The sequence below is a fragment of the Elusimicrobiota bacterium genome (assembly GCA_041660925.1).
GTDB lineage: Bacteria > Elusimicrobiota > Elusimicrobia > UBA1565 > UBA1565 > JBAZUV01.
On record JBAZVI010000012.1, the window covers coordinates 21327 to 33266 of the forward strand.

Sequence of the window (11940 nt, forward strand, 5' to 3'; positions counted from 1 at the left end):
GAGGCCCACAAGATGACGACCCGCACCGCCGCCGCCCTTCTGGCGCTGTTCCTGACGGGGGCCTGCTCCGGCAGCCGCCGGAACCTCGACATGAGCGACGCCGCCATCGAGGCCCGCGTGAAGACCGAGCTCAAGGCCCACCCCGAGCTGGCGGTCCGCTTCCTCGACGTGGACTCCGACCAGGGCATCGTCCACGTCTCCGGGATGGTGGAGACGCCCGAGCAGCGCCGCCGCATCCAGACCCTCGGGGAGCGCGTCGCCGGCGTGCGCCAGATGATCGTCAACGTCGTCGTCTCGGAGTGACCGCCCTCCTCCTCGCCTCGCTCCTTCTCGCCGCCCCCGCTTCCGCCGCGCCGCCGCCCCGCTGGACCCCCGAAGACTACGTCCGCGCCGTCCTCGCATCCGCGCCCGAGCTCGAGCGCTCCCGCGCCGAGGACGCCGCGGCGCGCGCCCGGCTGAGAGCGGCTTGGGCCGACGCCGCCCTGCCGCGCCTCTCCTTCAGCGCGAAGGCCTACCCCTACGGCCACAACCCCTCCGACGCGGACGCCTTCCGCCGCTGGGGCCTCGCCCATGACCAGGTCGCCCTCGCCTCGTCGCTGAACTGGAACATCATCGACCTGACCGACGAGTTCAAGGTCCGCGAGGCCCGTCTCGCGCGCGACGGCGCGCAGAGCTCCCTCGCGACGACGCTCCAGGAGCGCTCGCTCGAGGCGCTGAAGACCTACTTCGGGCTCTGGTTCCGGCGCAGGACCCTCGAGGTCCAGCGCGGGAACCTCGCCATGCAGGAGGAACAGTACGCGCTGACGCAGGACCTCTACAAGCACGGCATGAAGAGCTACGCCGACCTCCTCAAGAGCGAGACCGACCTGCTCTCCGCGCGCCTGCGCACGGCCGCGGCGGAAGCCGGGGCCCGCAGAGGACTTCTCGACTTCGACACCCTGCTGCGCGCCGAGCCCGACGCCCCCGCAGAGCTCCTCTCCGAGTTCACCCCTCCCGTCGCCCCCTCCGCGGAGCTCTCGGCCGACCTGCGGACCGCGCTCGCACGCCGCAGCGAACTCGCCGGCGCCCGCGCCGCGCTCGAGAAGGCCGTCCAGCGCCGCCGCCGCGCGATCGTCGAAGCCTTCCCCTCCCTCTCCCTGGACGCGCAGTGGCAGCGCAGCGACCCCGCCTCCTTCGGCGGACGCTACGCCGCCGCCCCGCCCAACCCGCGGTACCGCCTCGCCCTCGAACTCGCGCTGCCCTCGGGCTTCAACTTCGTCTCCCAGGAAGCGGCGGCCGCGGTCGCCGCAGCGGAGCGCCGGTCCGCCGCCGCCGGACTCGACGAGCGCGAGCGCCTGGTCCGCGCGGGAGTCGTCACGGCCCGCATCGAGCTCGAGCGTTCGCTCGCGGTCCTCGCGGTCGCCGAGCGCAAGACCCAGATCTCGAAGGAGAGCCTCGACCTCGTCACCGAGCAGTACCAGCAGGGCCGCGCGGACATCATCCGGCTCGGCCAGGCCCAGCTCGACAGCCTCAACGCCCAGACCGAACGGGCGCAGGCCCTCCACGACGCGATGGTCTCGCAGGCGGAATACCGCTTTGCGACGGGAGAACCGCTATGAAGAACGTCCTGCGCCGCCGCGCCGTGTGGATCCCGCTCGCGGTACTCCTCCTCGCCTTCGGCGGCTGGCGGCTCCAGCGCCGCCGGGCCGCGAAGGCGGCCCAGCCCGAGGGAGGCGCGACGACCGGGAAGGCGACGCGCGGGAGCCTCGAACTGCGCTTCAGCGACACCGGCGACGTCGCCGCCAAGGACAGCGTCGACGTCGCTTCCAAGGTGAGCGGGCGCGTCATCGAGCTCGCCGTCCAGGAAGGAAGCCGCGTCTCCTCCGGACAGAAGCTCGCGGTCATCCAGCCCGGCCGCTCGGAGACCGAGAAGTATCTGCCGTCCTCGGTCCTCGCGCCCATCACGGGGACCGTGATGCGCTTCGTGCGCGACAACGGGAACTCCTCCTCCTCCGACTTCGCGAAGGTCGGCGACTACGTCACCGGGCTCTTCGACTCGAACAGCCCGACCTACCTGCTCACGGTCGCGGACCTCCGCCGGATGCTCGTGCGCATGCGCATCAGCGAGATGGACGTGCTCAAGCTCAAGGAAGGCATGCCCGTCACGGTCAGCGTGGACGCCCTGCCCGCCGCCCGCTTCACCGGCCGGGTCTCGCTCATCTCCCCCCAGGCCGAGCGCGACAACAGCGGGCTCAAGGTCTTCCGCGTCGAGGTCGCCCTCGACGTGCAGGACGCGCGCCTGCGCCCGGGGATGACCTCGCGCGTGGAGACGCTCCTCGAGAAGCGCGAGAACGCGCTCAAGATCCCGCTCGCCGCGCTCTTCGAGGAAGCCGGGGAGACCTTCGCCTACCTGCAGACCCCGAAGAAGCCGCTGAAGACCCCGGTGAAGCCCGGTCTGCGCACGGAGACCGACGTCGAGGTCCTCGAGGGACTCAAGGAGGGCGACGTCGTGCTCACCGAAAAGCCCAAGGAGGCCGACGACTCCCCCGAGGTCGGACGAAAGGGCGCGCGCCTGCTGCGGAGGTCCGGCGGAGGATGATCGAGGTCCGCGGCCTGCGCAAGACCTACGGCGACGGGCCCGAGTCCTTCGAGGCCCTGCGCGGCATCGATTTCACCGTCCGCGACGGGGAGTTCGTCGCCGTGATGGGGCCTTCCGGCTGCGGCAAGTCCACCCTCCTGGCCATCCTCGGCCTCCTCGACCGCCCCAGCGAGGGCAGCTATCGCTTGGCCGGACGGGAGGTCGGGGCCCTCGACGACCTCGAGCGCACCCTCGAGCGGCGCGTCACCATCGGCTTCGTCTTCCAGTCCTTCAACCTCCTCCCGCGCATCAGCGCGCTCGAGAACGTCGCGCTGCCGATGACCTACGCGGGGGTCGCCCGCGTCGAACGGCGCGAACGCGCCGCGGCGATGCTCCACAAGGTCGGCCTGGGCAAGAAGACCCTGCGCACCCCGCTGCAGCTCTCCGGCGGCGAGCGCCAGCGCGTGAGCATCGCCCGCGCCCTCGCCAACGGGCCCCGCGTGCTCCTCGCCGACGAGCCGACGGGGAACCTCGACTCGCGGACCTCCGCGGAGATCCTCGCGCTCTTCGAGGAACTCCACGCCGACGGCATGACGACCGTCCTCGTCACCCATGACCGCGCCGTCGCCGAGCGCTCCCAGCGGGTCCTGCGCGTCGCCGACGGCCTCATCGTCGAAGGAGACTCCTGATGCTGGTCGGAGAGTCCCTGCGCACCGGCTTCCTCGAGATCTGGTCGCACAAGATGCGCTCGTTCTTGAGCTTCTCGGCCATCGCCTTCGGGACGGCGGCCATCCTCTACACTTTCGCCGAGGTCCACTCGATGTCCGTGCGCCGGGAGAAGGCCTTCGAGCTCGCCGGCCCCGGCCGCCTCGAGATCTCCGGCAAGCGCGACTATGTCTCGCGGGGGCTCTCGAAGGGGCTCACCCTCGGCGACGCCCGCGCGCTGCGCGCCGCCTTCCCCTCGCTCTACATGGTCTCCCCGACCGCCACCCGCTACGGGACGCTCTTCCAGGACGGCGCGTTCCACAACGACGACGTCTCCGCCATCGGCGTCGACGTGGACTGGGCGCGCCGCGACTGGGTCTACACGACCCGCGGCCGCTTCTTCAACGAGCGCGACGTGGAGGAAGCCTCCCGCGTCTGCGTCATCGAGGAGCCGGGGGGCTGGGTGACCAAGCCCTTCTGGGCCCGCTTCTTCACGACGAGCAAGTTCGAGGAGTACATCCTGCGCAACGACGTGCTGGGCCGCCGCGTGCGCCTGGGCGACCACCTCTTCACCGTCGTGGGCGTGCTGCGCAACCCGCCGCGCGACCAGGACCCGCGCTGGTTCAACCGCCGCTTCGGCCGCGGCGGCACCGTCTACGTCCCCATCACGGCCCACCAGCGCTACCTCACCCGCAACCGCGGCACCGTCGACCGCATCGATGAGCTCGTCGTGGACACCGGCGCGGAGGCCACCGTCCCGGCCATGAAGCGCGCCATCGAAGCCCTGCTCACCGTCCGCCACCGCGGCGAAGCCGACTTCGAGCTCGAGGACTTCCGCGAGACGGTGCAGGGCATCCTCAACCAGCAGCGCCAGTACGCCGTCGCCGTCATGGCCGTCGGCATCATCGCCATCCTGGCCGGCGGCGTGGGCATCATGAACGTGACGCTCGCGACGATCTTCTCGCGCGTGCGCGAGATCGGCATCCGCCGCGCCATCGGCGCCACCCGGGCCGACATCCTCGTGCAGTTCGTCATCGAGGCCATGCTGCTCGGGCTCTTCGGCGGGGTCGCGGGCGTCGCGCTCGGGATGACAGGCGTCTACACCATCGCCCGGCGCCCCGGGATGGGCAGCGAGGTCGTCCCGCTCGCCTGGTGGCACCTGCTCGCCACCCTCTCCATCGCCGTCGGCGCCGGGTTCCTCTTCTCGCTCTACCCCGCCTACCAGGCCTCGAAGATGGACCCCGTCGAAGCCCTCCGCTACGAATAGCCAATAGCCGGTGCCTGCTACCACACTTTTACACTTTCAAATTCGAGAGCTTTCGCCACAGGGCTGCATGGGATCTTCGAAAATCTTTCCATCAGATATCGCTTTCGATATCCCCCACCTTCATCCTCAATGAGGGATCCCGCATGTACTGCCTGCGCATCTTCCTTAGCACGTTGCAGAGAGAACGGGCCGATCGGAATCCGACCGCACCGGCGATATCCTCGAGGCGGAGGGAGGTCCTCTTCCTCAACAACCATACGACGATCCAACGGGCCTCCTGAACTCGCCGGTCGTTCCCCCTCCCGCGATGAAGAGACTTCATGCTCTTCGAATCACACCCGTACTCGCGAGCGACTTTCTCAAATATCATTTCGGGCGCATCATCTCGATGGAGCTGCAATCCCGTCCCATCTCCCCCATGAACGTGATCGCGATCCGCGCCGAAGTACCATGCCTCGTCCGGAGGGACCTCCTTCGTCTCCATGCGCGCGACGGTAAACCTGTAGAAATCTGCCAGCGCATCCGCCCCGGCATATATCGACAGCAACTCATCCTTCCTGATGAATCCCTTGCTGCCGCTCTGCAGATACTCTCGGAAGCTGCTCCAGCGGTATGCTTCTGGCGTCTCGACGATACCCGCACGAACGGGATTCATATGGATATACCGTCCCACTTCGTGAAGGTAGGCCTCGTCCCATATGCATTCCGACCAGAATCGCCGCTGAAACACATGCCCGATATGCGAATGCCCTAGGTTGAACAGCCTCGCATATCGCCCGTTCAGCCATTCAATCGCTTCGGACATATTCGCCTTCAGGGTACGCAAAAGAAGGTGGAGGTGATTCTCCATCAGGCAATATGCATGCGCCTGCAGGGAGTACCTCTGGCACGCGTCGGCAAGCAGCTCAAGATAGAGTCCGTAGTCCTCCTCCGTCGTAAAAATGGACTGCTTATTATTCCCACGCGCAGTCACGTGGTAGAATAAGCCAGCCTGATTGATTCTCAGCGCTCTTGCCATCCTCACATGATTACGATCCATCATCCGAAAAAGTTCCATCCTGAAAAGTGTAAAAGTGTGGTAGCAGGCACCAAGAAGATGAGGAAAGGGTTGTTGTGTTGGTACGATGGGAAGCGTAGGAGGATGCCCTGGCGCGAGGAGACCAGCCCGTATCGGACCTGGATCTCCGAGATCATGCTCCAGCAGACGCAGGTCTCGACGGTGGTCCCGTACTTCGAGCGCTTCCTGCGCCGCTTCCCGACCCTCACGGCCCTCGCGCGGGCGCCTGAAGGCGAAGTCCTGCGGCTCTGGGCCGGACTCGGCTACTACTCCCGCGCGCGAAATCTGCTGAGGGCGGCTCGGACCGTCGTCGCGGAGCACGGCGGACGCCTCCCACCCGACTATGAGGCCCTGCGGCGCCTCCCGGGCTTCGGCCCCTACACCGCGGCCGCGGTCGCTTCCATCGCCTTCGGACGTCCCCATGCCGTGCTCGACGGGAACGTCGCCCGCGTCCTGTGCCGTTTACACGCCCTTCGCGGCGACCCGCGCCGCCCAACCCTCATGCGGAAACTGCAGACGCTCGCGCAGGAGGCGCTCGACCTCCGCCGCCCCGGCGACTGGAACCAGGCGATGATGGAGCTGGGGGCGACGGTCTGCCTGCCCTCCCCCGCGCAGCCGCTCTGCGGCGCCTGCCCGCTGCGCGAGCGCTGCCGCGCACGCGCGCTTGATCTGCAAGAGAGGATCCCGCCAGCACGCAGAAAGGCCTCCACCCTCCATGTCCGCATGGACCTGCTGCGCATCGAGCAGACTGGACATATCCTGCTTTGGCGACGCGCTCTAGATGAGCCGCTCCTCCCCGGTCACTGGGGACTCCCGGAACGCCGTCATCTGCCGAGCGCCCCCATCGGAGGGATCCTGCGTCGTTGTCGCCACTCGATCACACGCCACGACATCTACGCCATTGTTCACAAGGCGTCGGCCCCGACTCGTCTACCTGCCTCCGCGCGATGGTTCTCCTCTTCCAGCGCCAGAAAGACCCTCATCGCCTCGCTTTGGATGAAAGCGCTCTCAGCATGAGCAGGGTGTTTCCCGCCGCTTTAAACGTTATATGGCAGGCACCAGAGTTGATATGATGGGGGCATGGACCCTCTGCTGATCGCCGGCATCGTGCTCGGATTGGCTCTTCCGATCGGAATCTACTTCTTCCGCGAGAGCCGCTACCGGAACCCCGCCGCCCGCTGGCCCGCCCTGGCCGCCAGTCTGAGCTTCACGTACGCCGACTCCCCCCCGCGCCTCTCGGGCCGCTGGAAGGAGCGCGAGGTCCTGCTCACCGCCGTCGAAGGCGGGGCGGTGCTGTCCTGCGCGCTGCGCCCCGGCGGGGCCTTCCGCGTGGAGGCCGGCCCGAAGGAGCTTTTGGAGAAGGAAGCGGGGATGGTGGTGCCCGACCGGGTCCGAGTGCCGGACTCCGCGCTCGACGCGAAGCTCCTCGTGCGCGCCCAGCCCGAGGAGGCCGGAGCAGCCCTCGACCTCAACGTCCTGCGCCGCCTGCTGGAGTTCCCCGGAGCCCGCGTGCTCGCGACCCCGGGCCGCGCGGACCTGCGCCTGAGCGAGCCCCCCTCGGAAGCCGCGCAGGTGCGCCAGGCCGCCGACATCGTCGTCGCGCTCGCCGACTCCCTCGACCCGCAATAGCAGGAAGTCCCGCAGGGAACTCCTGCGGGCTTGCATTCCAGCGTCATGGACAGGACATCCCCGGAAGGGATGTCCTGTCAGTCTAGTCGGAGGATCTCGACGGCATGGTAGCTCGAGTACGCCCAGATGTTGAGCGCCACGGCCGGATAGTACGCCATCCCCACCGTATCGCCGGGCACGAGGTTGGTGATGAAGCCGCGCGGCGGGTACTGCGCCCACCAGCCCGCCGGATAGTACCCATGGTCCCAGCCGACGGTCGAGGACATCGACAGGCAGTTCGCGCTCCCGTTTATGGACGGACAGACGCAGGCGACGTTGCCGGTGGCGGCGGTGGGCTGCATGAGCGTGTGCAGGCGGATGAGGTAGGTCCCGGCCCTGTTCACCGTGATGCGGCCGGTCCCGTTATGAACGAAGGTCTCCGGCGAAGTGTTGGCCGAGACTCCCCAGGTGAGGCCGAGCGCCGCGATGTCGGTCCAGGTGCTGAGGGTATGATTGCCGGCGCAGCCGCCCGAGCACGAGGTCATGGCGATGTGGATGAACGCCGCGCTTTTGGACTGCATCCTCGTCGCCACGAGCGTGCCGTTGACCGTCAGCGTGCTCCCCACGCTCATCGTCCCGTCCACGGAGAGCAGGGCCGTCGGGGTCGTCGTCCCGATGCCGACCTTCCCATCGCCCTGGACGAGGAAGAACTCCTGGCCCGGCGAGCCCCCGCGTGAGGCCGTGAAGATCTGGTTCGCTGCGCCCGCGTTCGCGCTGCTCACGTGCAGGCGCGCCGCCGGGGAGGCCGCGCCGATGCCGACCCGCCCGGAGTTCAAGACCCGCAGGCGCTCGGAAACTCCGGTCTTCAGGGAGATGTCTCCGCTGTTGTTCGCGTCGGTGTCCGCGGCCAACAGAGCGTCCCCCGCGCTCGCGACGGAGGCCGCCGTCGAGGTGTTGAGGGCGCTGAAAGCGAAGGCGGAAGCCTGCAGGCGCGTGCGCGGGGAGAGCGCCTCGAAGCCCGCGCAATCGTCGTCCGGGTCCACCCGGACCTCGAGCCAGAGCGCCGCGTAGTCCGAGAAGTACGAGGCCGGGATGCCGCCGACCGTCTGCGAGCCGACCTCCACGTTGTAGCCGCCGTTATGGACCGGCACGCCGTCGGCCGCGCAGCGCTGCTCGGTCCAGAGGGCCGCGCCTCCGGAGGCCTGCGCGAAGAGCCGGAACTCCATGTCCTTCGCCTTGTTCACGGGGAGGTTCGTCGCCTTGTCGCTCAGAAAACCCTTGTGGTGCAGGGTCGGCGTGACGGCGGCCTCCGCCGTCGCCGAGAGGGAGGCGCCGAGGAGCAGGAGGCCTGCGAGGAAGCGGCGGATTGTTCTCATCATCAGTTCACACGGACGACGTCCAAGGCCATGTAGGTATCGTGCGCCCAGTACGTCAGGGTCTGGACCGGGTCGTACGCATAGCCGATGGTGGTCCCGGCCGGCAGGGTGCGGATGAAATCGAAGGGCCCGTTGTACTGCGTCCACCAGCCCGCCGGGTAGTAGCCGAGGCGGATGCCGCAGGCGGACTGGTTGGGAGAGCAGTCGGCGCTCCCGTTGATGGACGGGCAGAAGTACGCGGCGTAGTTGGCGTCGGCGACGGGGATGAGCATGGCGTGGAGCCGGATCAAGTAGGTCCCCGCCTTATTGACGGTGATGCGGCCCGTGCCGTTATGGCTGAAGGTGTCGGGCGCGGTGTTCGAGCCCAGGGTCCAGGAATAACCCTGGGCCGCGATGTCCGTCCAGGTGCTGAGCGCATGATTGCCGCCGCAAGGGCCGCCGCACTGGCTGAGGTAGATCTCGATGTACTCCCCGCGATAGGAGTCGAAGAGGTTCGCGGTCACCGCGCCGCTCACTGTGAGCGTGCTGTTGACGGCCGTCTTGCCGTTGACCTCGAGCAGCACGCCGGAAGGGCTCGTCGTGCCCACGGCGACCCGGCCGTCGCCCCAGACGCGCACGAGCTCCTGCATCGTCCCCGTCCCGCTCGAGACCCGAAGGACCTCGTCGGTCGAGACCGCTCCCGCGCTGCTCACGTGCAGGCGCGCGACGGGCGTCGCCGTGCCGAGACCGACGCGCCCGGCGCTCTGCACGCGCAGGCGCTCGGCGGCGCCGGTCTTCAAGACGACGTCGCCGTTCCCGTCGGCGTCGGTATCGGCGCTCACGGCCATGTCGCCGGTGATGGCGGCATACGCCGCGGTCGAGGCGACGAGCGCGCTGAAAGTGTAGGCGGCCGCCTCGAGCCGGACTCTCGGGGAGAGCGCCTCGAAGCCCGCGCAGTCGTCGTTCGGGTCCACCGCGACCTCGAGCCAGAGCGCCGACCGGTCGGAGACGACGGAGGCCGGGATTCCGCCGGCCGTCTGCGAGCCGATCTCGACCTGGTAGCGGCCGTTGCTCACGGGAACGCCGCTCGCGCCGCAGCGCTGCTCGTTCCAGACGCTCGCGCCCCCGGCCGCCTGGGTGAAGAGCCGGAAATCCATGTCCTTGCCCCCCCCGAGGGGAAGGCCGGTGGCCGCGTCGGTCAGGTAGCCGCCGTACGAGAGGGTCTGGGTGATGGCCGCTTGCGCCGGGAGCGCGAGGCACGCCGCGAAGACGAGCCCGGGAAGGAAGGCCGTCGAGGGCAGCATCAGTTCACCTTCTCCACCGACATGGACGTGTAGTTGTCGTAAGCCCAATACGTGAGCGGCCAGCTCGAGGACGGATAATAGGACCAGCCCACGGTGTTTCCGGCCGAAAGCGCCCGGATGAACTCGTAGGGGCCTCCCATCCTCGCCCAATAGGCCGCTTCGTTGTAGCCGTGCTTCAGGCCGTTGGCGGCGCTGTTGGGGGTGCAGCTCCCGGCGGAGCCGTTGACGGAGGGGCAGACATAGCAGATCCAGGAGCCGGCGACGCTGGGCATGAAGAACGCATAGAGCCGGATCCTGTAGAGCCCGGCCTTGTTCACCGTGATGCGTCCGGTACCGTTATGGACGAAGGTCTCCGGCGAGGTATTGATGGCCTGCGTCCAGGCGTAGCCCTGAGCGGCGACGTCGGTCCAGGTGTCGACGGTATGGGAGCCGCCGCAGCCGCCGCCGCACTGGTTCAGCCGGATGTGGATGAAGGCCGACTTGGCGGCCCCCATGGTCGTCGCGACGAGATTCCCGTACACCGTCATCGTGCTGTTCACCTGCGCCTTGCCGGCCACGGCAAGGAGCGCCGCGGGCGCCCCCGTCGAGATGCCGACCTTCCCGTCGCCCATGACGGTCAGAAGCTGCTGTCCCTGCCCGGTCCCGCTCGAGACGAGGAGGATCGCATCCCCCGCCGCCGCGCTCGCGCTGCTCACGTGCAGCTTCGCCGCGGGGGCCGAAACGCCGACGCCGACGTTCCCGGCGTTGAGGACGCGCATCCTCTCGACCCCGCCCGCCTTCACCACGAGGGCCCCGGAGCCGTTCGCGTCGGAATCCGCGACGAGCACCGCGTCCGCCGCGTTGCCCACGGAGGCCGCCGTCGACACGCTCAGCGCGTTGAACACGAAGGGCGCGGTGAGCAGGCGCACGCGCGGACTCAGCGCCGCGAAGCCCGAGCAGTCGTCGTTGGCGTCGACGCGGACTTCCAGCCAGAGCGCCGAGCGCTCGAGGAAGCGGGCGGAGGGGACGCCGCCGGCCGTCTTCGAACCGATCTCGACCTCATAGCGCCCGTTGAGCACCGGGACGCCGTTGACCCCGCAGCGCTGTTCGTTCCACAGGCTCGAGCCGCCGGAGGCCTGGGAGTAGAGGTGGAACTCCATGTCCTTCGTCTTGTTCGTGGGGAGGCCCGTGCCCGTATCCTTGAGGAAACCTTCGTAGTCGACGCTCTGCGTTATGGCGGCCCGCGATGGGGCCGCGAAAAAAACGACCGCGAAGAGCGCCCGGGCCAGGAAGCGGCCGGTGCGGACGCGCGCGCGAGTGGTCGTATGAGACATCCAGCTCATTCTATGTCATTAGGGCGCGTGTTTTTCATTTCCGCGCCGCGAAGTCCGCCGGATCCGACGTCCGCCGAGGGGTTCCCCCTCGGCGCTTCGTTTGCGACATAATCTTTCTGCGCTTGAATCCATTCTCTCGCGAGAACGCGCTGGCATTGACGGACGCCCAGAAGCACGCCGAAGCGCGTCATGAGATGCGATTGGAGGACCCGCCCGCTCCAACGGCCGGCCGGCCAGCCCCAGCGCGAAGGAAGCGCGCGCAGCTCCTCGCGCAGTCGCGCTCGCGCCGCGGGATCCAGCAGGGAGGGACGCCCGGGCGGCGGGACCCCGCGCAGCGCGGAGATCCCGTCGATATCGGCGCGCCGGACCCAGGCGGAGACGGTGCGCGGGCTGCGTCCGATCGAGCGCGCCGCCGCGCGCGCGCTCATGCCGCGCAGGACCATGAGCACCGTCTGGAGGCGTCGATGATAGCGCGCGTCTCCGGAGGTCCGGAATTCACGGTCGAGGTGCCAGCGCAGCGTCTGCGGGTCGCGGACCCGCAGCGTCCGGCGGCGGAGAGATTCCATTCTCGCATGTAAGCATTTTTTTCCGTCGTTTTCAACCCAATCGGAACAGTCGGAAGGTTTCTGCGGGTTATATTCGTCTCGCGCAATATATTCTTGACTGGAAAAGACAGGAATGGAGTTTTAAACGTTTATTCGCGCCCTTGTCACATATATTTCGCGCCTATAGGATATTGTCTGGACATACGCGCGAGCGTATCCCCCGGACAGA

Annotated in this window: 12 protein-coding genes; 7 read left to right on the plus strand and 5 right to left on the minus strand. The window is 68.2% G+C overall.

Annotation, left to right across the window (positions count from 1 at the left end; translation table 11 throughout):
* Positions 1-12: 12 nt before the first annotated feature.
* Genes WC969_14335 through WC969_14355 form a run of 5 tightly spaced genes read left to right on the plus strand, consistent with a single transcriptional unit; the run spans position 13 to position 4529 of the window.
* A complete protein-coding gene (locus WC969_14335; protein MFA6031031.1) occupies positions 13-303 on the plus strand; it encodes a BON domain-containing protein in 291 nt (96 codons plus the stop codon).
* Positions 300-1598 carry a TolC family protein gene (locus tag WC969_14340; GenBank protein ID MFA6031032.1) on the plus strand — a complete coding sequence of 433 codons (1299 nt, stop codon included), beginning with the start codon at positions 300-302 and terminating at the stop codon, positions 1596-1598. The genes WC969_14335 and WC969_14340 overlap by 4 nt, the downstream gene beginning before the upstream one ends.
* A complete protein-coding gene (locus WC969_14345; protein ID MFA6031033.1) occupies positions 1595-2578 on the plus strand; it encodes an efflux RND transporter periplasmic adaptor subunit in 984 nt (327 codons plus the stop codon). Before WC969_14340 ends, WC969_14345 begins: the two co-directional genes overlap by 4 nt.
* Positions 2575-3246: an ABC transporter ATP-binding protein gene (locus tag WC969_14350; protein MFA6031034.1), complete on the plus strand. Its 672-nt coding sequence runs from the start codon at positions 2575-2577 to the stop codon at positions 3244-3246. The genes WC969_14345 and WC969_14350 overlap by 4 nt, the downstream gene beginning before the upstream one ends.
* On the plus strand, positions 3246-4529 hold the full coding sequence (locus tag WC969_14355) for an ABC transporter permease (GenBank protein MFA6031035.1): 1284 nt from the start codon (positions 3246-3248) through the stop codon (positions 4527-4529). Before WC969_14350 ends, WC969_14355 begins: the two co-directional genes overlap by 1 nt.
* 91 nt (positions 4530-4620) lie before the next feature.
* Here the strand turns inward: WC969_14355 and WC969_14360 are convergent, their stop codons facing one another.
* Positions 4621-5547 (minus strand): transposase, encoded by a 927-nt coding sequence (locus tag WC969_14360; GenBank protein MFA6031036.1) that lies wholly within the window; start codon positions 5545-5547, stop codon positions 4621-4623.
* 78 nt (positions 5548-5625) lie between these two features.
* Between WC969_14360 and mutY the strand changes: the two genes are divergently transcribed.
* Both mutY and WC969_14370 read left to right on the plus strand, forming a co-directional pair.
* Positions 5626-6603, plus strand: coding sequence for an A/G-specific adenine glycosylase (mutY, locus tag WC969_14365; protein MFA6031037.1), 978 nt, complete (start codon positions 5626-5628; stop codon positions 6601-6603).
* A 63-nt stretch (positions 6604-6666) separates the two neighbouring features.
* Entirely contained in the window at positions 6667-7215 is a 549-nt protein-coding gene (locus tag WC969_14370) for a hypothetical protein (protein MFA6031038.1), read from the plus strand.
* Positions 7216-7292: 77 nt separating this feature from the next.
* Here the strand turns inward: WC969_14370 and WC969_14375 are convergent, their stop codons facing one another.
* The 4 genes from WC969_14375 to WC969_14390 are packed head-to-tail and all read right to left on the minus strand — an operon-like array spanning position 7293 to position 11732.
* Positions 7293-8573 carry a hypothetical protein gene (locus tag WC969_14375; protein MFA6031039.1) on the minus strand — a complete coding sequence of 427 codons (1281 nt, stop codon included), beginning with the start codon at positions 8571-8573 and terminating at the stop codon, positions 7293-7295.
* Positions 8573-9853 carry a hypothetical protein gene (locus tag WC969_14380; GenBank protein ID MFA6031040.1) on the minus strand — a complete coding sequence of 427 codons (1281 nt, stop codon included), beginning with the start codon at positions 9851-9853 and terminating at the stop codon, positions 8573-8575. The genes WC969_14375 and WC969_14380 overlap by 1 nt, the downstream gene beginning before the upstream one ends.
* Complete coding sequence (locus tag WC969_14385; GenBank protein ID MFA6031041.1) at positions 9853-11166, minus strand: hypothetical protein; 1314 nt, start codon at positions 11164-11166, stop codon at positions 9853-9855. Before WC969_14385 ends, WC969_14380 begins: the two co-directional genes overlap by 1 nt.
* A gap of 5 nt (positions 11167-11171) precedes the next feature.
* Complete coding sequence (locus WC969_14390; protein ID MFA6031042.1) at positions 11172-11732, minus strand: helix-turn-helix domain-containing protein; 561 nt, start codon at positions 11730-11732, stop codon at positions 11172-11174.
* Positions 11733-11940: the final 208 nt, after the last annotated feature.